Source organism: Mycobacterium montefiorense (assembly GCF_003112775.1).
Lineage (GTDB): Bacteria > Actinomycetota > Actinomycetes > Mycobacteriales > Mycobacteriaceae > Mycobacterium > Mycobacterium montefiorense.
The window spans coordinates 817505-841744 of the sequence record NZ_BFCH01000018.1 but is presented as its reverse complement, the minus strand read 5'-3'; the positions used below and the strand labels follow the sequence as shown (position 1 = coordinate 841744).

20 protein-coding genes are annotated in these 24240 nt (G+C 65.3%); 15 read left to right on the top strand and 5 right to left on the bottom strand.

The genetic code is table 11. From position 1 onward, the window contains the following. Positions 1–277 precede the first annotated feature (277 nt). From DB708_RS28090 to DB708_RS16325, 3 genes are all read left to right on the top strand, one after another. The gene (locus tag DB708_RS28090; RefSeq protein WP_108923520.1) at positions 278–1651 is read left to right on the top strand and encodes a PPE family protein; all 1374 of its coding nucleotides are present in this window, start codon (positions 278–280) and stop codon (positions 1649–1651) included. Then, on the top strand, positions 1648–3042 hold the full coding sequence (locus DB708_RS16330; RefSeq protein WP_235616789.1) for a PPE family protein: 1395 nt from the start codon (positions 1648–1650) through the stop codon (positions 3040–3042). The genes DB708_RS28090 and DB708_RS16330 overlap by 4 nt, the downstream gene beginning before the upstream one ends. Positions 3043–3232: 190 nt before the next feature. Continuing rightward, positions 3233–4717, top strand: a complete 1485-nt coding sequence (locus tag DB708_RS16325) for an APC family permease (protein ID WP_165839834.1) — start codon at positions 3233–3235, stop codon at positions 4715–4717. A 34-nt stretch (positions 4718–4751) separates the two neighbouring features. Here the strand turns inward: DB708_RS16325 and DB708_RS16320 are convergent, their stop codons facing one another. The 5 genes from DB708_RS16320 to DB708_RS16300 are packed head-to-tail and all read right to left on the bottom strand — an operon-like array spanning position 4752 to position 8204. Continuing rightward, positions 4752–5387 carry an urease accessory protein UreF gene (locus DB708_RS16320; protein ID WP_108923516.1) on the bottom strand — a complete coding sequence of 212 codons (636 nt, stop codon included), beginning with the start codon at positions 5385–5387 and terminating at the stop codon, positions 4752–4754. A 5-nt stretch (positions 5388–5392) separates the two neighbouring features. Beyond that, entirely contained in the window at positions 5393–7126 is a 1734-nt protein-coding gene (locus DB708_RS16315; RefSeq protein WP_108923514.1) for an urease subunit alpha, read from the bottom strand. After that, complete coding sequence (locus tag DB708_RS16310; protein ID WP_108923512.1) at positions 7126–7437, bottom strand: urease subunit beta; 312 nt, start codon at positions 7435–7437, stop codon at positions 7126–7128. The genes DB708_RS16315 and DB708_RS16310 overlap by 1 nt, the downstream gene beginning before the upstream one ends. After that, on the bottom strand, positions 7434–7736 hold the full coding sequence (locus tag DB708_RS16305; protein WP_108923510.1) for an urease subunit gamma: 303 nt from the start codon (positions 7734–7736) through the stop codon (positions 7434–7436). Before DB708_RS16305 ends, DB708_RS16310 begins: the two co-directional genes overlap by 4 nt. Before the next feature lie 48 nt (positions 7737–7784). Further along, complete coding sequence (locus DB708_RS16300) at positions 7785–8204, bottom strand: PaaI family thioesterase (protein WP_108923508.1); 420 nt, start codon at positions 8202–8204, stop codon at positions 7785–7787. A 330-nt stretch (positions 8205–8534) separates the two neighbouring features. Here DB708_RS16300 and DB708_RS16295 point away from each other — a divergent pair, with 330 nt between their 5' ends. The 12 genes from DB708_RS16295 (at position 8535) to DB708_RS16240 (ending at position 24227) form a co-directional block, all read left to right on the top strand. After that, positions 8535–8951 (top strand): BlaI/MecI/CopY family transcriptional regulator, encoded by a 417-nt coding sequence (locus DB708_RS16295; RefSeq protein WP_108923506.1) that lies wholly within the window; start codon positions 8535–8537, stop codon positions 8949–8951. Between the two features lie 14 nt (positions 8952–8965). Continuing rightward, entirely contained in the window at positions 8966–9916 is a 951-nt protein-coding gene (locus DB708_RS16290) for a M56 family metallopeptidase (RefSeq protein ID WP_108923504.1), read from the top strand. 100 nt (positions 9917–10016) lie between these two features. Further along, on the top strand, positions 10017–11486 hold the full coding sequence (gene gndA, locus DB708_RS16285; protein ID WP_108923502.1) for an NADP-dependent phosphogluconate dehydrogenase: 1470 nt from the start codon (positions 10017–10019) through the stop codon (positions 11484–11486). 48 nt (positions 11487–11534) lie between these two features. After that, positions 11535–12971, top strand: coding sequence for a GuaB1 family IMP dehydrogenase-related protein (locus DB708_RS16280; RefSeq protein WP_108923500.1), 1437 nt, complete (start codon positions 11535–11537; stop codon positions 12969–12971). A gap of 229 nt (positions 12972–13200) precedes the next feature. Next, positions 13201–14571: a hemolysin family protein gene (locus DB708_RS16275; protein WP_108923498.1), complete on the top strand. Its 1371-nt coding sequence runs from the start codon at positions 13201–13203 to the stop codon at positions 14569–14571. Beyond that, positions 14568–15608 carry a hemolysin family protein gene (locus tag DB708_RS16270; RefSeq protein ID WP_108923496.1) on the top strand — a complete coding sequence of 347 codons (1041 nt, stop codon included), beginning with the start codon at positions 14568–14570 and terminating at the stop codon, positions 15606–15608. Before DB708_RS16275 ends, DB708_RS16270 begins: the two co-directional genes overlap by 4 nt. A 291-nt stretch (positions 15609–15899) precedes the next feature. After that, positions 15900–18095, top strand: coding sequence for a malate synthase G (locus DB708_RS16265; protein ID WP_108923494.1), 2196 nt, complete (start codon positions 15900–15902; stop codon positions 18093–18095). A gap of 99 nt (positions 18096–18194) precedes the next feature. Further along, the gene (locus DB708_RS16260; RefSeq protein ID WP_108923492.1) at positions 18195–20276 is read left to right on the top strand and encodes a substrate-binding domain-containing protein; all 2082 of its coding nucleotides are present in this window, start codon (positions 18195–18197) and stop codon (positions 20274–20276) included. Positions 20277–20385: 109 nt separating this feature from the next. After that, positions 20386–20859 carry a MarR family winged helix-turn-helix transcriptional regulator gene (locus DB708_RS16255; protein WP_108923490.1) on the top strand — a complete coding sequence of 158 codons (474 nt, stop codon included), beginning with the start codon at positions 20386–20388 and terminating at the stop codon, positions 20857–20859. A gap of 313 nt (positions 20860–21172) precedes the next feature. Further along, positions 21173–22030 (top strand): helix-turn-helix transcriptional regulator, encoded by an 858-nt coding sequence (locus DB708_RS16250; RefSeq protein ID WP_338103959.1) that lies wholly within the window; start codon positions 21173–21175, stop codon positions 22028–22030. A 451-nt stretch (positions 22031–22481) separates the two neighbouring features. Further along, entirely contained in the window at positions 22482–23369 is an 888-nt protein-coding gene (locus tag DB708_RS16245) for an alpha/beta fold hydrolase (protein WP_235616787.1), read from the top strand. Positions 23370–23405: 36 nt separating this feature from the next. Beyond that, the gene (locus tag DB708_RS16240; protein WP_108923486.1) at positions 23406–24227 is read left to right on the top strand and encodes a mycofactocin-coupled SDR family oxidoreductase; all 822 of its coding nucleotides are present in this window, start codon (positions 23406–23408) and stop codon (positions 24225–24227) included. The last annotated feature ends 13 nt before the right edge of the window (positions 24228–24240 follow it).

The following is a 24240-nucleotide window of genomic DNA, read 5'->3' as shown; positions in this document are numbered from 1 at the left end:
TCAGCCAGCGGCAGGTGTCGTAGCTAGAAAATGCCTCTCAGCTAATTGCCAGTCGTTAACCATGGCAATTACAGATATATCGGTGAATATTCCTATTTGTGCGACATTGTCGACGTCAGAGCGCGGTTCTATCCGCGCGCGCGTCGACGGTCCTGGGGAGGTATCGCACCATTCGTGAGCGACTCATCGTGCACGAACCTGAGCGTCAAGCCATCGCCCTATTCGGATCGGGTGCGTTTGATTTGGCGCCTGGACGGCTTATTACGGGGGTCAGCTAGTGGATTATGCGGCGCTCCCGCCCGAGTTCAACTCCGGGCGGATGTATGCGGGCGCGGGGGTCGGGCCTTTGGTGGCGGCCGAGGCGGCTTGGGATGCGTTGGCGGCGGAGCTGAGCTCAGCCGCAGCGTCATATCGGGCGGTGATGTCGGAGCTCACCGGCGGGCCGTGGGTGGGTCCTTCGTCGGGGGTGATGGTCACGGCGGTGGCTCCATATGTGTCGTGGATGAATACCACTGCGGCGCAGGCCGAGCAGACCGCCGGCCAGCTCGGGTTGGCGGTGGCCGCCTATGAAACGGCGTTTGCCGCCACGGTGCCACCGCCGGTGATCGAGGTCAATCGGGCGTTGTTGGCATCGCTGGTGTCCACCAACGCTCTGGGGCAGAACACTTCGGCGATCGCGGCCACCGAGGCGCAGTACTCCGAGATGTGGGCCCAGGATGCCGAGGCGATGTACGGCTATGCCGGCGCCTCGTCGGCGGCAACGAGGTTGACGCCGTTCACCTCTGCGCCGCAGACCACCAATTCATCCGGGACGCAGCTGCAAGCAGCCGCCGTCAACCAAGCCGCGGCGTCCTCGGCCGGGCCGAGTACCCAATCGGCACTGGCGAATGTGCCGAACGCGCTGCAGAGTCTTTCGACCGGGTCGATTGCCACCCCAGCGGACCTCGATCCGGGGCTGGGCAGCCTGCTCGATGCCCCCAGCGGCGGCCCCACCGGTCTCAACCTGTTCACCCAAAACGTCGGGAACTGGGCCCTTGTCATCAGTGGGCCGTTGTTCACTGCTTCGGGTATCACGCCGCTGATGGGGAGTTTGTACACCCTCGCGCTGCCGGCGACGGCCGCGGCGGCGGCCAGCGATGTGACTCCGGCGGACGCCGGACTGGGCACTCTGGTCGATTCGCACGGCGCCGGAGCGAGCACCGTATCGGCGGGCCTGGGCAAGTCGGCGACGGTCGGCCAGTTGTCCGTGCCGCAATCCTGGGGCACCTCCCCCGCTGTCCGGATGGCCGCCAGCGCATCGCCGCTGCCGACCGCTGGACTAGGCGGCTTGCCACAGGCCGAGATGGCCGGGCCCGGAGGGTTTTTCGGAGGCATACCCCCGATCGGCAGCCTGGTCAACGCCCCCAGGGGTGAGCAGCCGCGTGCTCGCAGTGGCCCGGATCAGAAAGTCGTCCCGACAATGCCCGGCGAGTCCGGCGCTGCAGAGCAGGCTTCGGGCCAGGCCGCTCGGCAGCAACCGGCTCGCCGCCATGTCGCCAGTGCCCTGACCGAAGCCGAACGCGACGAACTCGAGAAGCTGCGCAAGGACATCGCTGAAGCGGCGACCGAGCGTGACGCGGCAGCCCGCCTGATCAAGGAGGCGATGCTGTGACCGCACCGATGGACTTTGCGGGGATGCCCCCCGAGGTCACCTCCGCGCGGATGTACGCGGGTGCCGGGGCAGCGTCATTGGTGACTGCCGCGGCGGCCTGGGAGAAATTGGCCTCCGAATTGAGTTCGACGGCAGCGTCCTACCGGGCGGTGGTATCCGAACTGACGGGTCAGCCCTGGGTGGGTCCTTCGTCGGGGGCGATGGCCGCCGCGGTGGCTCCGTACGTGTCGTGGATGAATACCACTGCGGCACAAGCACAGCAGACCGCCGGCCAGCTGGAGTCCGCGGTGGCCGCTTACGAGGCGGCGTTTGCCGCCACAGTGCCACCGCCGGTGATCGAGGTCAATCGGGCGTTGTTGGCATCGCTGGTGTCCACCAACGCTCTGGGGCACAACACTTCGGCGATCGCGGCCACCGAGGCGCAGTACTCCGAGATGTGGGCCCAGGATGCCGAGGCGATGTACGGCTACGCCGGCGCCTCGTCAGCGGCGACGAGGTTGCCGGCATTCGACTCTGCGCCGCAGACCACCGATTCGAGCGGATCGACGAACCAGAACAATACGGTCGCCAGGGCCGCGATGTCAGGGACCAATCAGGGCGTCCAATCAACCCTCTCCCAGGTACCCAACCTGCTGCAGTCCGTCGGATCGGGATCGCCTTCCACCACGCCTTCCACGACGTCCGCAGCGTCTTCGGGGGGTTCGCTGTTGGACTTGTTCAACAACTTCAGCGCAAACACCATCGGCTACCAAATCCTCTCCGAGGGTTTGAACTTCGACGCGTCCGGTGCCTTGCTGACCCTGGCGCCGCCGGTGGCCACGGCCTGGAATCCGTTAGTCAGTTCGCTGTCGGCGCCGGCGACTGCGGCGTCATCGGTGTCGGGTTCTGGTTCAACCCTGGCGAACTCGTATGGAGCATCGGCCGGCCTGGGCAACGGCGGGGTGTCGGCCGGCTTGGGCGAGGCGTCTTCGGTGGGCCAATTATCGGTACCACAGTCGTGGGGCAGCTCCCCCGCGATCCGGTTGGCCGCCGCCCAATTTCCCACCGCTGGGCTGGCCGCGCCGCCGCAGACCGGGCCGATCGGGCCGGGTTTCTACGGTGGCATGCCGCCGATGGGGCCGGTGGCCAGTGTGGTCAATGCACCGCGAGGCGACCAGGGCCGACTCCGGGCCGGCGCGCGCCACAAGGTGATTCCGGCCGCGGAATCGGGCATGCACTCCGACCCCGCGGCCCGGTGGGTCGAGCCGACGGCGCCCGCGGACGGCGACGGCGCGGTCAGCGAGCGCGACGAACTCATCGCGCTGCGCAGGGCGATGGCCGATGTCACCAGACAGCGCGATGTCCTCAAGCGCACGGCAGCGACCTTGATTAAGGAGGCAACACAGAAGTAGTGACGGCCGTCATTTGATCACTGACCGACTGACGGAACTTCAGATGCACACCTCGTTTTGACGCATCGACGATTGGAACTCAGCACAGATGTTCTTCACAAAACCGGTCACACGGGCTGCGGGACGTTGGGAAAGCGACATGGCTGTCGACTCGGAACCCCTTGGAGTCCAGGAGGATATAGAGTCCGCAATGTCATTGCCGGATGCTGCCAGCGGGGCGACGCTCGACGACGAGGACCAGGCGCAGCTCAAGGCCCTTGGCTTCCAGTCCGACTTCAAGCGAGACATGAGCCCCTGGGCGAACTTCTCGCTGGGTTTCACTTACCTGTCACCGGTCGTCGGCATCTACACGGTGTTCGCGTTCGCTTTGTCCGCGGCCGGCCCGCCGATGATTTGGAGCCTGCTGATCGCTGGCGTCGGGCAGCTGTTGGTTGCATTGGTGTTCAGCGAAGTGGTGGCACAGTTCCCGGTGGCCGGCGGCGTCTATCCCTGGGCGCGACGGTTGTGGGGACGCAAATGGGCGTGGATGACCGGCTGGGTATACATGTTCACACTGTTGGCTCTGCTGGCCGACGCGGCCTACGGTGCGGGCCCGTATGTGGCTGACGTGTTCGGCTTCAGGCCGTCCCAACATGCCACGGTTCTGTGTGCGCTCGTCATGTTGGCGATTGCCACAGCCATCAATTTGACCGGCACCAAGATGCTGGGCTACTTCGCCATCTTCGGTTTTAGCGCCGAACTGATCGGCGCTCTGGCAGTGGGTATCTGGCTGCTGTGCACCCAACGTCACCACAACCTTGGGGTGCTTTTCCACAGCTTCGGCGCCGAAGGCAACCACAGCTACACCTACGCCTTCCTGGCCGCCAGCCTGATCGCCCTTTACCAGTTTTTTGGTTTCGAGGCTTGTGGCGATGTCGCCGAGGAGGTCCGTAATCCCGGCGTGCAAATCCCGAAGGCGATGCGCCGTACTATCTACATCGGCGGTTCGGCAGCCACTTTCGTCTGCCTGAGCCTGATCCTGTCGGTCACCGATTTCGGCGCGGTGATCAGTGGCAAAGACGCCGATCCGATCGACACCATTCTGAAAACGGCGTTCGGTGGCGTCGGCTCCAAGGTCGTCCTCTGTATCGTGTTGATCTCGTTCGTGTCGTGTGCGTTGAGCCTGCAGGCAGCCGCCAGCCGGCTGATCTACTCCTATGGTCGTGACGACATGATCGTCGGATCGAAGCTGCTGGCACGCTTCGACCACAAACGCCACGTGCCGCCTTTCTCGTTGCTGATCGCGGTCATCATCCCGGCGTTCCTGATCGTCGGCTCGCTCATCTCCACCGACGCGCTGACCAAGCTCGTCAGCTTCGGTTCGGTCGGCGTTTACATCGCGTTCCAGATGGTGGTGCTGGCCGCCCTGCGCGCCAGGATCAAGGGGTGGGTGCCGAGCGGCAAGTACCGGCTTGGAAGGTGGGGAGTGCCCGTCAATATCGGCGCGCTGATCTACGGCGTCGCGGCGATCGTCAATCTGTGCTGGCCGCGGGACTCCCACCAGCCCTGGTACGACGACTACATCATTCTGTTGATGTCGGTGACCGTTATCGGTTTTGGAATTCTGTACCTCATCTTCACGGGAGCTCACGCCAAGAGCGAAGCGCCGCACGCCGACGCCATTCCGAAGCGGTGACGCCGCTCTGAGAAGAGCGGCGCTGCAACATATCTCATGATGAAAACAGCGGTCGATCGCGCTGAGCGTGGCGCTGGGCCAAGGTATCGAGCAACGGGTCCGACAAGTCGGCCAGTTCGACGGATGCTTGCGCCGCAGTGCGCTCGCACAAATCTGCGAGCCGAAACGTCAGCACCGCCACGTCGGCCGGATCCAGCGCGAGCAGCCGCTGAGCCGCGGTCGCTGAGCCCGTCATCGTGGTGTACACGATCGCAAGCGCGCTTTGCTCGGGAGTCAGGCCGCTGACGGTGCCGACCCGCCCGGCCACGACGGCAAGATGCGGCTGGGAACCCAGATCGTCCCAGCAGGCATTCGGCCAGACCCGTCGTGCCAGCCTCGCCAACCCACGCCCCTGGCTGCGCGATGCGTGCCGCGCCGCCGGTGCCGGTGTTCGGGCATCGGTCTCTTGATCAGCCCGCTCGGGGTCGAGTTCACCGCGGTGAACCGCCGCCGTGACCGACGCCGTGACCAAGCCGTGGCTGCGAATTCTCCGGCGCAAGAACGCTTCTAACGTTTCCAGATTCGTCACCAGGCCGCTGGCGACGGCTTCCTCCACGCCGCCGGAATGCACGTGGGCGCCGGCCGGCAGTCGTGAATCGGCCAGGTTGAGCAGCGTCGCCAATGCAGACATATGTCTCAGAACAGGAAATACCGTTGCGCCATGGGCAGTTCGGTTGCTGGCTGCTCTTCCCAGACCTCGCCGTCGATACGCACTGTGAAGGTGTCCGGGTCCACTTCGATGTCGGGCAGCGCGTCGTTGAGCGGCAACGACTCTTTGCCGACGCCGGTGGTATTCCGCACAGCGACCAATTGCCGGTTGACCGCTAGCTTTTCGGCCAGGCCTGCCTCGAGCGCCTGCGGCGAAACGAAATGCACCGAAGTGGCCGCGGCCGCTGCGGGCGCAGCGCCGAACATCGGACGCGGCAGCACCGGCTGAGGTGTCGGGATCGACGCATTCGCGTCGCCCATCGCCGCCCAGGCGATCATGCCGCCCTTGAGCACCGCGTGCGGGCGAACCCCGAAGAACTCCGGCTCCCACAGCACCAGGTCGGCCAGTTTGCCCACCTCCACCGAGCCGATCTCACCGTCGAGTCCGTGAGCGATGGCCGGGCAGACCGTGTATTTGGCGACGTAGCGCCGCACCCGCATGTTGTCGGCACCCCGAGCACCGGAGACGTCGCCGGGCAGCGCTCCGCGCCGGTGCTTCATTACGTGTGCGGTCTGCCAGGTACGCAGCACCACTTCGCCGATGCGGCCCATTGCCTGGGAGTCGCTTCCGATCATCGAGATCGCGCCGATGTCGTGCAGCAGATCTTCGGCCGCCATGGTCGACGGCCGAATCCGGCTCTCGGCGAAGGCCAAATCCTCGGGCACCTGAGGGTTGAGGTGATGGCAGACCATCAGCATGTCCAGATGCTCATCGAGGGTGTTCACCGTGTGCGGGCGGGTCGGATTGGTGGAACTGGGCAGCACATTCGGCTGCCCGGCAACCCGGATGATGTCGGGAGCGTGGCCGCCGCCGGCGCCCTCGGTGTGATAGGCGTGGATCGAGCGGCCCGCGATTGCGGCCAGCGTGTCTTCGACGAAGCCCATCTCGTTGAGCGTGTCGGTATGCAACGCCACCTGTACTCCCGCGGCGTCGGCGACGGTCAGGCAGGCGTCGATCGCCGCCGGGGTGGAACCCCAGTCCTCATGCAGCTTGAAACCCGAAGCGCCACCGCGCAATTGCTCCCAAAGGGCCTCGCTGTTGACGGTGTTCCCCTTGCCCAGCAGCCCGAAGTTGACCGGCCAGCCGTCGAGCGCCTCGAGCATCCGGGCCAGGTGCCACGAACCGGGGGTCACGGTGGTGGCTTTGCTGCCCTCTGCGGGGCCGGTCCCGCCGCCCAGGATCGTCGTGACCCCGGATCCGAGCGCCTCGGCCATGAGCTGCGGGCAGATCAGATGCACATGGCAGTCGACCGCACCCGCGGTGACGATCTTGCCGTTGCCACCGATGACTTCGGTGCCGGGCCCGACCACCAGGTCCGGGTGCACACCCGTCATGGTGTCGGGGTTGCCGGCCTTGCCGATCGCGATGATCCGCCCGTCGCGAATGCCAATGTCGGCCTTGATGATTCCCCAATGATCGATTACCACCGCGCCGGTGATCACTGTGTCGGGTGCGCCCTCGGCGCGGGAAGCACGACCCTGGCCCATCGACTCGCGCAGCACCTTGCCGCCGCCGAACACCGCTTCGTTGCCGGCCAGTCCCGGTCCCCCGCTGCGGTCTTCGGTGATCTCGACCAGTAAGTTGGTGTCCGCCAGCCTGATTCGATCGCCGGTGGTTGGGCCGTAGAGTTGGGCGTAACGCTCCCGAGACAGGTATGCCATCAGATGTCCAGCCGTCCAGGTGGATTCAGGCTAAGGCCGTACACCTCGCGGCTACCGCACAATGGCACTAGCTGAACATGTTGGGGAACACCGGGTTCGAAGCGAATTGCGGTGGCAGCAGGAACATCTAGCCGGTAGCCGTGAGCCGCGGCGCGATCGAACGACAGCGCCGAGTTGGCTTGTGGAAGGTGGACATGGCTACCCACCTGAACCGGGCGGTCGCCGGTGTTGACGATCAGCATATCGAGGCGTTGAGCCCTCGCGTTGATCTCAATATCGCCGCTGCCGTAGAGGATCTCGCCGGGAATCATGCGATCGGGTGGTGCACGGTGACCAGCTTCGTGCCGTCCGGGAAGGTCGCTTCGACCTGCACGTCGGCCAGCATTTCCGGCACTCCCTCCATCACGTCGTCGCGACCGAGCACGTCGCAGCCGCTGGCCATCAGTTCGGCAACGGTGTGGCCGTCGCGCGCGCCTTCAAGGATGTGGTCACTGATGATCGCGATCGCTTCGGGATGGTTCAAGCGTAAGCCGCGGGCACGGCGACGGCGAGCCAATTCGGCGGCATAGGACAACAGCAGTCGCTCCTGCTCGTGCGGCGTCAGGCGCATGGTCTGTGATCCTGCCACCCCGGCCTGGGGGAATCCTGTGCCGGCTGCTCAGCCCTGGGGCTCGAGATTCTGTAGCCGCACTTGCCCTCGGGCGATGACCTTCTCCTTGTCATCGGTGATCGTGACTAACCACAACTGCTGGCGCCGGCCGCGGTGAAGTGGCTCGGAGGCGCCGAATGCCGTCCCAGAGCGGATCGAACGCAGGAAGTCTGTGTTGTTGTTCACACCGACAACCTCGCCGCCACCGTGCGCGGAAAGCCAGATATAGGCGGACACGCTGGCCATGCTCTCGATCATCGAGCAGTAGACGCCGCCGTGTACCAGGCCCATCGGCTGTAGCAATTTGGGCGTGACTTCGAGCTGGGCGCGGACGCCATCGGGGCTGAGTTCGGTGAATTGCAGGCCCAGCTGGTCATCGAATGGTGCGTTGAAACCGAGCGGGATCACTGCATCTGGTGACGTTGACACCCTCTGTTGTCTACACCATCGCGCAAGCCGGTGATCACGGCTGGCCGCAAGTGGCCATAAAGAACAGGCGAGCCCCGTGCACTAAGGCACGGGGCTCGCCGATCGAGTAGACCGGGGGTCACAGCAGCCCTCTGGACACTCCGGCGGTCTGTTGCGCTCGACCTCCATGAGTATGGCAAGGCTGCCCTAACTTTGCAAGGGGTAGTCTGTGATCACACCGACCGGGCGCATGCGTACCGATGGTCGGACACCGAATCGGCCGGCGGTATATACGACCGCCGGTAGTAAGCCGGAGTACGCTTATTTCGACTCTCAGGAGATGAACGAACTATGGCCAAGCTGACACGGCTGGGGGACCTGGAACGCGCAGTGATGGACCACTTGTGGTCCACCCAAGAACCGCAGACCGTCCGCCAGGTGCACGAGGCCTTGTCGGCGCGCCGCGACCTCGCTTATACGACCGTGATGACCGTGCTGCAGCGGCTGGCCAAGAAGAATTTGGTGTCCCAGATCCGCGATGACCGTGCCCACCGCTATGCACCTGTGCACGGCCGTGACGAACTGGTCGCCGGGTTAATGGTCGACGCGCTGTCCCAGGCTGAGGACTCCGGGGGCATACAAGCCGCGTTGGTGCACTTTGTCGAGCGTGTCGGTGCTGACGAGGCCGAGGCGCTGCGGCGCGCGCTGGCTGAACTGGAAGCGAATCAACGTAATACGCCATCCGCTGGCATTTCACCGGAGGGCTGAGGGACACTACCTATGTGTCCGCGCTGGCTTTTACCTTCCTCGCGGTACTGCTGATTGGCCCCGCGCCGGCTGTATTGGCGCGAGCGTCCTGGCCACTGCGTGCCCCGCGTGCGGCGATGGTGCTGTGGCAAGCCATCGCCGTGGCCGCTGTGCTGTCGGCATTCAGCGCAGGTATTGCGATCGCCACTCGGATTTTGATGCCCGGCCCCGATGGGCGGCCCACAGCTAGCGTCGGCGGTGCGGCCGGGCGGCTTGGTTGGCCGCTGTGGACGGCTTACATCGCTGCCTTCACGCTGACCGTGTTGGTGGGTGTGCGACTGGTGGTCGCAGTCCTGCGGGTGGTCATCGCCAACCGGCGCCGGCGGGCTCACCACCGAATGGTGGTCGATCTCGTCGGGGTCGGACACGACGCCGTCCTTGCTCAGCCTTGCGCCCGCGGCAGGGACCTGCGCGTTTTGGAGGTGGCGGAGCCGCTCGCCTACTGCCTGCCGGGAGTCCGCAGTCGCGTGGTCGTCAGCGAGGGAACGCTGACCCAGCTCACCAACGACGAAGTCTCGGCGATCCTCACCCATGAGCGGGCCCATCTGCGCGCCCGCCACGACCTGGTCCTGGAAGCTTTCACCGCGGTGCACGCCGCCTTCCCGCGCCTCGTCCGCAGCTCCAATGCATTGGGCGCGGTGCAACTGCTGGTCGAGCTGCTCGCCGACGACGCCGCGGTGCGCACCGCCGGACGCACTCCCCTGGCCCGGGCGCTGGTCGCCTGTGCCGCCGGGCGGGCCCCGTCGGGTGCGCTGGCCGCGGGCGGTGCCAGCACGGTGGTCCGGGTCCGGCGGCTGTCCGGACGGGGCAACAGCATGATGCTTTCCACGGCCGCCTACCTGACCGCGGCGGCCGTTTTGGTGGTGCCAACGGTAGCGCTGGCGGTGCCGTGGCTCACCGAGCTCAAGCGGCTGTTCAACCTCTGACGCAGCCCACCGCGAATCTCTTTGGAAGACCGGAACTCCGCTGTGCCACAGTGTGACGGAAACCGTGTAGCAAAAGTTCTCCAACCTGAGAGGCGAAGACATGAGTTCGTCGGATACCGAGCCCAAATCGAGGACTGGCACCGCACAAATCGGTGTCACCGGCCTGGCCGTGATGGGCTCGAACCTCGCCCGCAACTTCGCCCACCACGGCTACACCGTGGCGCTGCACAACCGGTCGATCGCCAAGACGGACGCGCTGCTCAAAGAGCACGGTGACGAGGGCAAGTTCGTCCGCTCCGAGACGATCGAAGAATTCCTGGACGCGCTGGAAAAGCCGCGGCGGGTGATCATCATGGTCAAGGCCGGCGACCCCACCGACGCCGTCATCAACGAGCTCGCCGACGCCATGGAAGAAGGCGACATCATCATCGACGGCGGCAACGCGCTCTACACCGACACCATCCGGCGCGAGAAGGCAATACGTGAGCGCGGCCTGCACTTCGTCGGCGCCGGCATCTCGGGCGGCGAGGAGGGCGCGCTGAAGGGCCCGTCGATCATGCCGGGCGGCCCGGCCGAGTCGTACAAGTCGCTGGGCCCCCTGCTCGAGGAGATATCCGCACACGTTGACGGTGTGCCCTGCTGCACCCACATCGGCCCCGACGGCGCCGGCCACTTCGTCAAGATGGTGCACAACGGCATCGAGTACTCCGACATGCAGCTGATCGGGGAGGCTTACCAGCTGTTGCGCGACGGCTTGGGCAAGACCGCGCCCGAGATCGCTGACGTCTTCGCCGAGTGGAACAAGGGCGACCTGGACAGCTTCCTCATCGAGATCACCGCGGAGGTGCTGCGCCAGACCGACGCCAAGACCGGCAAGCCGTTGGTGGATCTCATCCTCGACGAGGCCGAGCAGAAGGGCACCGGCCGCTGGACGGTGAAGTCCGCGCTCGACCTCGGTGTGCCGGTCACCGGTATCGCCGAGGCGGTGTTCGCGCGCGCCCTGTCCGGGTCGGTGGCCCAGCGCAAGGCCACCACGGGGCTGGCTTCTGGAGAGCTGGGCCAGAAGCCAACGGATGCGACGCAGTTCATCGACGACGTGAGCAAGGCGCTGTACGCGTCGAAGATCATCGCCTACGCGCAGGGCTTCAATCAGATCCAGGCGGGTAGCACGGAGTACGACTGGGGCATCACGCCCGGCGACATGGCGACCATCTGGCGCGGCGGTTGCATCATTCGTGCGAAGTTCCTCAACCGGATCAAAGACGCATTCGACGAGAACGCCGACCTGCCGTCGCTGATCGTCGCGCCGTATTTCCGGTCGGCCATCGAGGAATCGATCGACAGCTGGCGCCGCGTCGTGGTGACGGCGACCGAGCTCGGCATCCCGATCCCCGGCTTCTCCTCCGCGCTGTCCTACTACGACGGTCTGCGCACTGAACGGCTGCCCGCGGCGCTGACCCAGGGTCTGCGCGACTTCTTCGGCGCACACACCTATGGGCGCATCGACAGCGAGCCGGACAAACGCTTCCACACGCTGTGGAGCGGAGACCGCAGCGAAGTGCCGGCTTAGCGGGCCAACTAGGCTGACGCAGGGGCTGCAAAGGGTGGGGCGATTGCGATGAAGTTTCTCAACGGACACCGGCCCGGCTACGACCTGACCTATAACGACGTCTTCATCGTGCCGAACCGGTCTGATATCTCGTCGCGGTTCGACGTCGATCTGTCCACCAACGACGGCTCCGGCACCACGATCCCGGTGGTCGTCGCCAACATGACGGCGGTGGCCGGGCGCCGGATGGCCGAGACGGTCGCGCGGCGCGGCGGCATCGTGATGCTGCCTCAGGATCTTCCGATTACCGCGGTGCAACAGACGGTGGAGTTCGTCAAGAGCCGAGACCTGGTGCTCGACACGCCGGTCACGCTGGCCCCCGACGATTCGGTGTCGGATGCGATCGCGCTGATCCACAAACGGGCGCACGGCGCCGCGGTGGTGCTCTTCGAGGGCCGCCCGATCGGCCTGGTGACCGAGGCGTCCTGTGCGGGTGTGGACCGTTTCACCAGGGTTCGCGATATTGCCGTGTCCGACTTCGTAAGCGCGCCGCTGGGCACCGAACCACGCAAGGTTTTCGACCTGCTCGACAACGCCCCGATCGGGGTCGCCGTCGTGACCACCGCGGACGGAAAGCTCGCCGGTGTGCTGACCCGTACCGGGGCGGTGCGCGCCGGTCTGTACACCCCGGCCACCGACGCCGTGGGCCGGCTACGCGTCGGCGCGGCCGTCGGCATCAGCGGCGATGCGGGAGCCAAAGCCCGTTCGCTGGCCGAGGCCGGCGTCGACGTGCTCGTGATCGATACCGCGCACGGGCACCAACGCCGGATGCTGGACGCGATCAAAACGGTGGCGTCGCTGGGGCTGGGCCTGCCGTTGGCGGCGGGCAACGTGGTCTCGGCGGAGGGCACCCGCGACCTGCTGAATGCCGGCGCCAACATCGTCAAGGTCGGTGTCGGGCCCGGCGCGATGTGCACCACCCGGATGATGACCGGTGTCGGGCGCCCCCAATTCTCCGCAGTACTTGAATGTTCAGCTGCTGCAAGGAATCTCGGCGGGCACGTATGGGCCGACGGTGGAATCCGTCATCCTCGGGACGTCGCGTTGGCGCTGGCCGCCGGGGCGTCGAACGTCATGATCGGGTCCTGGTTCGCCGGCACCTATGAGTCACCCGGTGACCTGATGCGCGACCGCGAGGACCAGCCGTACAAGGAGAGCTACGGCATGGCGTCCAAGCGGGCGGTCGTCGCCCGTACCGCCGCGGACAGCGCGTTCGACCGCGCGCGCAAGGCGTTGTTCGAGGAGGGCATTTCGAAGTCGAGGATGGGCCTGGACCCCGACCGTGGCGGTGTCGAGGACCTGATCGACCACATCACCTCCGGCCTGCGCAGCACCTGTACCTACGTGGGCGCTTCGACGCTGGCCGAGTTGCACGAGCGAGCGGTCGTCGGTGTCCAATCGGCGGCGGGGTTCGCCGAGGGCCACCCGTTGCCCCTGGGCTGGTGACGCCGGCGGCGCGGTGAGGGCACGTCGTACCCGGTCCGGCCAGATCTCTTCGCTACCATGTGAATTTATCGACCTTCCCGCCCGCAGCAACGCGCTGCGTGGCATCAAGCGAAAGGGATGACGTGCCGCAGGCACCCGTCGAGCCCGTCGGTTTCCGGGCGAAGCGGCTACCCACAGCTCCCCCGGCTCGACGTCTGGCCCCCGGGCCATCGCGATAGCCCAGCCCACCATGAACCTCACCGTCACCGTCATCAGCGTGCTCGCCATTACGGTGCTGATCTTCGGCAACTCCGTATTCGTCGCGGCCGAGTTCTCGCTGACCGCGCTCGACCGCAGCACCGTCGAGGCCAACGCCCGCAAGGGTGGCCGGCGCGACCGCTACATCCAGCGCGCGCAGGACCGGCTGTCCTTCCAGCTGTCGGGGGCTCAGTTAGGCATTTCAATCACCGCGCTGGTGACCGGCTACCTGACCGAACCCATGGTGGCCGACCTGCCGCACCCGTGGCTAGACGCCCTCGGCGTGTCAGATCCGGTGGCCGACGGGATCACCGCGTTCATGGTGATGGTGATCGTGACGTCGGTGTCGATGGTGTTCGGCGAGCTGGTCCCGAAGTACCTGGCAGTCGCTCGGCCGCTGTCGACCGGTCGTGCCGTCGCCGGTTTTCAGCTGATGTTCTCGCTGTTGCTCACGCCGGTGATCCGGCTGACGAACGGTGCGGCGAACTGGATCGTTCGGAAAATGGGAATCGAGCCGGCCGAGGAGCTGCGGTCTGCCCGCTCACCGCAGGAGTTGCTCTCGCTGGTGCGTAGCTCGGCGCGCAGCGGCACTCTGGACCCCGCCACCGCCGCACTGGTACGGCGCTCGCTGCAGTTCGGCGCCCGTACCGCTGAGGAACTGATGACACCGCGGTCGAAGATCGTGGCGCTGCAAACCGACGACACGGTCCGCGACCTGATCGCCACGGCCGCCGAATCGGGATTCTCCCGCTTCCCCCTGGTCGACGGCGACCTGGACGAGACCGTCGGCATCGTGCACGTGAAACAGGTATTCAAGGTGCCGCGGGCGCAGCGCGCCGGCACGCTGCTGACCACGCTCGTGCAGCCGGTGCCGGTGGTGCCGTCGACGCTGGACGGTGACGCGGTGATGGCCGAGATCCGAGCCAACCCGCTGCAGACCGCGATGGTCGTCGACGAATACGGCGGCACCGCAGGGATTGTCACCGTCGAGGACCTAATCGAAGAGATCGTCGGCGACGTCCGCGACGAACACGACGACGCCACACCGGATGTCGTGGCGGCGGGCAGCGGCTGGCAGGTGTCGGGCTTGCTGCGCATCGACGAGGTTGCCGCCGCCACCGGTTATCGAGCCCCCGAAGGGCCGTACGAGACGATCGGCGGGCTGGTGCTGCGGGAGATCGGTCACATCCCGACGGTTGGTGAAACGGTCGAGCTGACCGCGCTCGACGGAGATGGCTTGTTGGACAGTGAAATTCGCTGGAAAGCCGCGGTGGTTCGGATGGATGGCCGGCGGATCGATCTGCTCGAGCTGACCGAACTGAGCCGTCGTAGCGACACACCCGTGGAGCACGGCCGACGATGAACAACACGCTGGGAGTGCTGCTGGCGATCCTGCTGATCGGGACCAACGCCTTTTTTGTCGGCGCGGAATTCTCGCTGATCTCGGCCCGTCGCGACCGCCTCGAGGCGCTGGCCGAGCAGGGCAAGAAGCGAGCGGTCACCGTGATCCGCGCCGGCGAACAGCTGGCCTCCATGCTGGCCGGCTCGCAGCTGGGCGTCACGGTGGCCTCGCTGCTGCTCGGGCGAATCGGAGAGTCTGCGGTCGCCAGCCTGCTGCAGTCGGCGTTTGGGCTGACCAGTATGCCCCCGGCGTTGCTGCACACCTTGTCGTTCGTGATCGCGCTGGCGGTGGTGGTGACGCTGCACGTGCTGCTGGGCGAGATGGTGCCGAAGAACATCGCGCTGGCGGGGCCGGAGCGCACGGCGATGCTGCTGGTGCCCCCTTACCTGGCCTACGTCCGGGTCGCCCGGCCGTTCATCGTCTTCTACAACAAATGCGCCAACGCGATCCTGCGCCTGCTGCGGGTGGAACCTAAAGACGAGATCGACATCACGGTCTCACCGGCGGAGCTGAGCGCGATGATCGCCGAATCGGTGTCCGAAGGCCTGCTGGATCCCGAGGAGCACACCCGGTTGACCCGGGCGCTGCAGATCGGCAGCCGGGTGGTCGGCGATGTGGCGGTTTCGCTTGACGACGTCCGGGCGGTACCAGTGGCGGCGGCGGGTTCCGGGCCGACGATCGGCGCCGTCGAGAGTGCCCTGGCCGAGACCGGCTACTCGCGCTTCCCCGTCGCGGCCGCCGACGGGCGGTTCATCGGCTACCTGCACATCAAGGACATGTTGCCGCTCGGCGACGATCCCCAGACCGTCATCGATCTCGCGTTGGTGCGCCCGCTGCCACGGGTGCCCCTCACCTTGCCGCTGGCCGATGCCCTGTCGCGAATGCGCCGCACAAACAGCCATCTGGCACTCGTGATCGATGGCGGCGGCGGCGTCGCCATGGTGGCGATGGAGGACCTGGTGGAAGATCTGGTCGGCAGCATGCGCGATGCGCAATGAAACCAGCCGCCGGGCCGCCCCCCGAAGAGGGCCGCGTACAGCCCGTATGATTGAACGGCGCCGACGCAAGACGGGGCCTGGGTGCTTACCGCAGCACACGTGTTGCCAAAGGCGCTCCGCGGGGCCCGCCGGGAACCCCACGGCGAAGTCCGTCAGGTGCACCGTGACCTGCTGTTGCGGGTTGGTCCAATACCAGCGTTGGCGCTGTTGGCCGGTAGGCTGATGGCGTAGCTAGTTGGGGCCAATCGGGGGCCGAATGGGACCAATGAGGCAAATATGTGGAGGAGAAAAATGACTGACCGCGTGTCGGCGGGGAACTTGCGCGTCGCCCGAGTGCTCTACGACTTCGTGAATAACGAGGCGCTACCCGGCACCGGTATCGACCCGGACAGCTTCTGGGCCGGCGTCGACAAGGTCGTCACCGATCTCACTCCGCAGAACCAGGGTTTGCTCAACACCCGTGACGAGCTGCAAGCCCAGATCGACAAGTGGCACCGCCACCGTGTCATCGAGCCGCTGGACGTCGAGGCCTACCGCCAGTTCCTCACCGACATCGGGTACCTGCTGCCCGAGCCGGACGACTTCACGATCACGACTTCCGGCGTGGACGATGAGATCACGACGACCGCCGGGCCGCAGCTGGTGGTGCCGGTGCTCAATGCCCGGTTCGCGCTGAACGCGGCCAACGCCCGCTGGGGTTCGCTGTACGACGCGTTGTACGGCACCGACGTGATCCCGGAAGATGACGGTGCTCAAAAGGGCAACAGCTACAACAGGATTCGCGGCGATAAGGTGGTCGCCTACGCGCGCAAGTTCCTCGACCAGGCGGCACCGCTGGCGTCGGGCTCGTGGGCAGACGCGACGGGCGTGAGCATCGAGGACGGCCAGCTGAAGATCGCCATCGGTGCGGACTCCGCCGAGTTGGCCAGCCCGGAGAAATTCGTGGGGTACAGCGGTGAGCTGGGCGCCCCCAGCTGGTCGGTGCTGCTGGTCAATCACGGACTTCACATCGAGATCCTGATCGACCCGTCCTCGCCGATCGGCAAGACCGACCCGGCCGGCATCAAGGACGTGATCCTGGAATCCGCGATCACCACGATCATGGACTTCGAGGACTCGGTGGCCGCCGTCGACGCTGACGACAAGGTGCTGGGCTACCGCAACTGGCTCGGTCTGAACAAGGGCGACCTGATCGAAGAGGTCAGCAAGGACGGCAAGAGCTTCACCCGCGTACTCAACCAGGACCGCAGCTACCACACCCCCGACGGCGGCGAACTCACGCTGCCCGGGCGCAGCCTGCTGTTCGTCCGCAATGTCGGGCACCTGATGACCAACGATGCGATCGTCATAACCGATGGTGACGGCGAAAAAGAGGTGTTCGAGGGCATCCAGGACGCGCTGTTCACCGGTCTGTCCGCGATTCACGGCCTCAAGACCGGCAACGGTAACGGGCCGCTGACCAACAGCCGCACCGGTTCCATCTACATCGTGAAGCCGAAGATGCACGGTCCCGCGGAGGTGGCGTACACCTGCGAGCTGTTCAGCCGTGTCGAGGATGTGCTGGGGTTGCCGCAGGGCACCATGAAGGTCGGCATCATGGACGAGGAGCGGCGCACCACCGTCAACCTCAAGGCGTGTATCAAGGCGGCCGCCGACCGGGTTGTGTTCATCAACACCGGCTTCCTGGACCGCACCGGCGACGAGATCCACACCTCGATGGAAGCCGGTCCGATGATCCGTAAGGGTGCGATGAAGAGCACTGCGTGGATCAAGGCCTACGAGGACGCCAACGTCGACATCGGCCTGGCCGCCGGATTGTCCGGCAAGGCCCAGATCGGTAAGGGCATGTGGGCGATGACGGAGCTGATGGCCGACATGGTCGAGCAGAAGATCGGCCAGCCGAAGGCCGGCGCCACCACCGCGTGGGTGCCGTCCCCGACCGCGGCCACCCTGCACGCGATGCACTACCACCAGGTGGATGTCTTCGCCGTGCAGAAGGAGCTCGAGGGCAAGAAGCGCACGACCATCGAGGAATTGCTGACCATCCCGCTGGCCAAGGAGCTGGCCTGGGCTCCCGAGGAGATCCGCGAGGAGGTCGACAACAACTGCCAGTCCATCCTGGGGTACGTGGTGCGCTGGATCGACCATGGTGTCGGCTGCTCGAAGGTGCCCGACATCCATAACGTGGCCCTGATGGAGGACCGCGCCACGCTGCGGATCTCCAGCCAATTGCTGGCGAACTGGCTGCGTCACGGCATTATCACCAGTGAGGACGTCCGCGCCAGTCTGGAGCGGATGGCCCCGATGGTGGACCAGCAGAACGCCGGCGATGCGGACTACCACGCCATGGCGCCCAACTTCGACGACAGCATCGCGTTCTTGGCGGCCCAAGAGCTGATCTTGTCCGGCGCGCAGCAGCCCAGCGGCTACACCGAGCCGATCCTGCATAGGCGACGGCGTGAGCTCAAGGCCCGCAACGGTGCCTGATTCGGGCTCAAGCTGCGGCGATGCTTCTGATGACTAGACTCGGTGCCAATTTCGCGATGGCGAAGTTGATGGGTCGGCGGAAAGGTGGCGGGCGCCGGGATGGGTAGGCACAGCATGCCCGGGAAGTCGTCCGATGAGCCTGCCGACGAGTCCGAGACGAACAGGTTTACCGCCCGCGATCTTGTTTCCCGTTTCGAGGAGGAACAGGATCATCCCCACGTCGAGCCGCACTGGGATGACCTCGACGAGGATGACGACGCCGATTACGACGATTACCCGGACGAGGCCGGCGGCTATGCCGACGAGGACTTCGCCGCCGCCGAGGATAGGTATGCGGCGGAAGGCATCGATGACGAATACCCCGACTTTCCGCCTCGGCCGGAGAGCTCCGGGCCGCCCGAGGACGCACGGTCGGGTCTCTTCGGGTCCGGCCACCGAGTGCTCGGCGACTGGCGGGGTGGTCACCGCAGCGCCGGCGGGCGACGAGGAGTCAGCATCGGCGTGATCGTGGCTCTGGTCGCGGTCATCTTGGTGGTCGGCACCGTCATCCTGTGGAGCTTCTTCGGCGACGCGCTGTCTGATCGCTCACACACCGCCGCCGCACGCTGTGTCGGAGGCAAGGAGACCGTCGCCATCGTCGTCGATCCGTCGATCGCCGAACACGTCCAGCAGTTCGCGGAGGGCTACAACTCTTCGGCCGGCCCCGTCGCTGACCACTGCATGGTTCTTGACGTCAAACCGGCCGGCTCCGATGCCGTCATCGCCGGCTTCATCGGCAAGTGGCCTGCGGAATTGGGTGCGCAGCCCGCGTTGTGGATCCCGGGCAGTTCGGTGTCGGCCGCGCGGCTGACCGCGGCAACGGGCCAGAAAACGATCAGCGACAGTCGCTCACTGGTGACGTCGCCGGTGTTGCTTGCCGTTCGGCCCGAACTGCAGCAGGTGCTTTCCAACCAAAACTGGGGCGCGCTGCCGGGCCTGCAAAACAATCCGAATGCATTGGCGGGGTTGAAGTTACCGGCGTGGGGATCGCTGCGACTGGCATTGCCGACGAGCGGCAACAGCGATGCCTCCTATTTGGCGGGCGAAGCGGTGGCGGCCGCGTCCGTGCCGTCCGGTGCGCCGGCCACCCAGGGCACCGCCGCGCTGCGCTCCTTAACGGGCGCAGCGCCCAAACTGGCCGACAATTCGCTAACCGAGGCAATGAACACGCTGCTGAAGCCCGGTGATGTGGCAACCGCGCCGGTGCACGCGGTGATCACTACCGAGCAGCAGGTGTTCGCGCGCGGCGAATCGCTGTCGGACGCCAAGAGCACGTTGGCTTCCTGGCTACCGCAGGGCCCGACACCGGTCGCCGACTATCCCACGGTGTTGCTCAGCGGATCCTGGTTGACACGCGAACAGACCTCAGCGGCAAGCGAGTTCGCCCACTTCATCCGCAAGCCCGAACAACTCGCGAAACTTGCCAAAGCCGGTTTCCGCGTCAACGGCGTGAAACCGCCGAGCAGCCCGGTCACGGGCTTCGCGGCCCTGGGTTCCACGCTGTCGGTCGGTGACGACTCCATGCGTGCCACGCTGGCGGACGCCATGGCCGCCCCGTCCAGCGGACTGGCTGCCACGATCATGCTGGACCAGTCGATGCCCGGCGATGAAGGCGGAAAATCCCGGCTGGCCAACGTGGTCGCTGCGCTGGAAGACCGGATCAAAGCACTACCTCCGAATGCGATTCTGGGGTTGTGGACGTTCGACGGTCACGAGGGCCGCTCGGAGGTCGCGACCGGTCCCCTGGCGGACCAGGTCAACGGCCAGCCTCGCCCGGCCGCCCTGGCCGCCGACCTCGACAAGCAATATTCGTCGGCCGGCGGTGCGGTGTCATTTACCACGCTGCGGATGATCTATCAGGAGATGCAAACTAATTACCATGCCGGACAAACGAATTCGATTCTTCTGATCACGGCGGGGCCACACACCGACCAATCCCTCGACGGACCGGGGCTGCAGAATTTCATCCGGGCCAGTGCGGACCCGGCCAAACCGATCGCCGTCAACATCATCGACTTCGGCGCCGATCCGGACCGGGCAACATGGGAAGCGGTCGCCCAGCTCAGCGGCGGCAGCTACCAGAACCTTGCGACGTCGGCCTCCCCCGATCTCGCCACGGCACTCAGCACATATTTGGGCTGAAGCAGCGAGACTGTCCGGCTTTACAGCACCGGCCGCATCAAGCTGATTGATGCGGCTCGGTAGCCGTAACCGGCTCGCTGGCCCGATGACTTGATGGTGGAGGGCGGCAATGAACGGCGAGGCTGGTCGAGGCAACGATCTGGGCGCGCTGGCCGGTGGCCTACTTTTCGCGGTGCAAGGCGAGCTCTTCCGCCGGCTGCGCGACGAAGGATTCGACGATATCGTCCCGCGGCATGGCGCGGTGCTTGCGTACATGTGTCCCGAGGGCGTTCGAGCAACTGATCTGGCGCGGCTGTCCGGTCAGGTCAAACAGGTGATCGGCCTGATCATCGACGACCTGGAAGCGATGGGCTATGTGCAACGCAAGCCGGACCCGGCTGACCGTCGCGCCAAGCTCGTCGTACCCACCGCCCGCGGCCGACGGCAGATGGATGCCGCCGACTCGATCATGGCCGACATGATGGATCGGCACGCGAGCAACCTCGGTGCCGCCGAGTTCCGCGGCTTTCTCGCCGATTTTCGGGCCGTCATCGATCACCAGCGCGCCGCAATGACCGACGCGCACGAGCGCCCCACGCCGTAGAACTGGTCGAACCCGTGGGAACCAGCTGCCACCTGGCGGCGCCGCTCGAGCCAAACTAGCTGCTGAAGATAGTCAGGAATAGTTACTAAATACCCCAGTGTTGTGTGTTGCGTGGCGCAGGGGTGTGGGCGTCGGAAAGCAAAGGAGACGACATGAGCCGGACCAGATTCATTGCTGACAACCCCGCGCTGGACGTGCCGTTCGCCACCCTGATGGGCCCCGTCGCCTTGGCTTTGGTCCAGTGAGCGATACCGAGGCGTTAGGCCGCCGATTAGAACTCGTCGACGTAGCTGGCAGCTCGGCGCACGACCGGATCTCGACAACGGGCTCAACAGGCATTCGGTCGGGCACTACATCCAAGGGCAGGTGTGCGTCAAAAGGCTCAGCGTTAGCACAGTTTCTCCGCAACCGTCGCGCGGAACTTCAGCCGTGTGACGTGGGACTACCCAGCGGAGGCCGGCGGCGGGTCGCCGGACTGCGCCGCGAGGAAGTTGCGGCACTGGCGGGCGTGAGTGTCGACTACTACCTGCGCATTGAGCAGGGCCGCGAAAGAAGTCCCTCGGATCAAGTCTTGGACGGCATCGCACGGGCATTGAAGCTCGATGACGACAGCGCCGCATACCTGCGGGACCTGGTGCGAGGGCCACGATCTGGGCAACGGTGTCCTGCGAAAGAGCTCAACCCGGCGATTTCTTCGTTGATCGATAGCTGGCCGCTCACGCCGGTGTACATTCATGATTCTTCGCTGACCATCGTGGCTACCAATCCCCTTGCTCGCGCGGTCTTTCCGCACTTTGCCCCCGGAGACAACCCGGCATTGTCGCTGTTTTTAGACCCGGAGATGCCGAAGTTCTATCGGAACTGGGAAAAGCTGACCAGGTGGGGGGCGTGCTGGCTTCGGGCTTACGCGGCGCGCAATCCGGACCCGGGTCTAACCGACGTGATCGAGGAACTCCTGCATCGAAGCAGGCTGTTTCGGATGCTTTGGTCCCGCCACGATGTCACGAACGACAACAGCGGGAGAGCGAAACTCATGCATCCCGAGGTCGGGCCAATGACGCTGCACTTCCAACATATGCGGCTCGATCACACCGGGCATCTGCTGGTTGCCTTTTGGGCTCAACCGGGATCGCCTTCCGAACGTGCTCTGCGACAGCTGTCCGGAGGGTAACCGCGGACGAAATGTGGTGGGTGCACGCCACCCAGGAATCTCGCGACCTGTTACAGCGGGAGCGGCTGTTCGACGATTGGCTGGTGGATGCGAACAGCAGCCAAGGCCGAACGCGGCGCAATGTGCGCCCACGCCAACCGAATCGGAGGCCTCTGAGACGAAGGAGGAGCAATGACAACGGCGCAAGTCATATTCAATTCGTCTTGCCAACTCCCCTTTGCTGGAGTTGATGCCCCGTATCGTCGAATCTGTGGGGAGGAATCCGGCTGTTACGCCGAGGAATACGGCCTTGCGTGCTAACAGCTGCCTATCCGGACCATCAACCTGCTCGTCGAATTATGTCACGGCACACAACACAATAGGATCTCGAATCCTGTTGCGAGACAGATATGTTGTCGGATCCGAGTCAAACGCGATCGCGAATAGCGTTGTCACTTCAGGGAGTACACGCGTGGAATCAATCAAGTCGATCAATGTCAAAGGTAGACATACCCGTGTCTTCGTCGCAGGCGATGTAGACCATCCTCCAATTCTGTTGCTGCACGGGATTGGCCGCAGCATTGAGGATTGGGAGACGCAGTTTGTGCCGTTGCGACAGGCGGGCTATCGGGTCATTGCTCCTGACCTGCCGGGCTCCGGATTCTCCGACCGCCTTCCCACCTACACCACGCTGCCCGGGCTTGCCCAGGGCGTGCTTGAAACCGTTGATGCGATTGGTGAGACCCGGCGCCTGCACGTGATAGGTCACTCGTTGGGCGGTGCGGTCGCGCTGCAGTTGTTGGCCTTGCATCCCGACCGGGTGGCCACGCTGAATCTGGTCAGCAGTGGCGGATTCGGTTCCGCATTACATCCGATACTGCGGTTGGCGGCCACACCGTTGATTGGCGCTGTCGCGACCCGTCACACCAACCGCGCAACTGCGCGGATGACGGAACGACAGATTTATGTCGACCGGTCCTTTGCGACCGATGAGCGCATAGACCGCGCTGTGACGCTCGCGCGGCGACCCGACACCGGCGCGGTTATGCACGAGACCGCGCGATCCGTTGCCACCATCCGGGGCGTCAGACCGCAGTGGCGAGCCGAATTGATCTCGGTGGTGTCCAAACACCGTCGTCCGACGTTGATCATCTGGGGTGATCACGACCGCTTCCTGCCCGGGAGGCAGATCGACGCGTCACGGCGGTTGTTTCCACACGCCCGGGTTCACCTCTTGCGGGCGGTAGGCCACGCGCCACAAGTGGAAGCTGCCGAGAGGTTCGCAGAGTTGACCCTCGATTTCCTGCGGTCGCAGCCTGCAGCAACGGCTGCGGTGCCGCGCAATGCGACCGGCAGCTGATTTCGATCACCGGATAGCAACGAGAAGGGAAGACCAATGGGCATGCTCGACGGCAAGGTTGCCTTCATCACCGGCGCCGCACGCGGACAGGGGCGAAGCCACGCCATTCGTTTAGCCGAGGAGGGCGCGGACATCGTCGCCGTCGATCTGTGCGACCAGATCGATTCGGTTCCTTACCCGTTGGCGACTTCTGAGGATCTCGATCAGACGGTCAAGGAGGTCGAAGCGCAGGGTCGCCGGATCGTCGCCCGAACGGCGGACGTCCGCGATGCGGCCCAATTGAACCGGGTTGTCGCCGACGCCACGGAGCTGCTCGGCCCGATCGACATCATCGTGGCGAATGCGGGAATCGCCGCACCCGGTGAAAAGGTATTCGATCCCAACCAGATATTCCGCGACATCGTCGATGTCAACCTAGTCGGCGTATGGAACACGGTCATGGCTGCCGTGCCCAGCATGCGGGCAGCAGGCAAGGGCGGCTCGATCGTCCTGGTCAGCTCCACCCAGGGTCTCAAGGGCGTCGGTGCCGACGGGACCGCGGGAAGCTGCGCGTACACCGCTACCAAACACGGTGTCGTCGGGTTGATGCGGAATTTCACGCATTGGTTGGCGAACGACAACATTCGCGTTAACACGATCCACCCCACCGGCGTCGAGACACCCATGATCATGAACGACGCAGTGGGCGCTTGGGTGGCCGACAACCCGGAAGTGACCGTGGCGGTCACGAACCTTCTTCCGGTTTCCATGATCGCGCCCGAAGATGTAAGCGACGCGGTGCTGTGGTTGGTGAGCGACCACGCCAAGTATGTCGCCGGGGTGGCCCTTCCGGTCGACGCGGGCTTCAGTGCGAAATAGCCTGAGGCGCCTG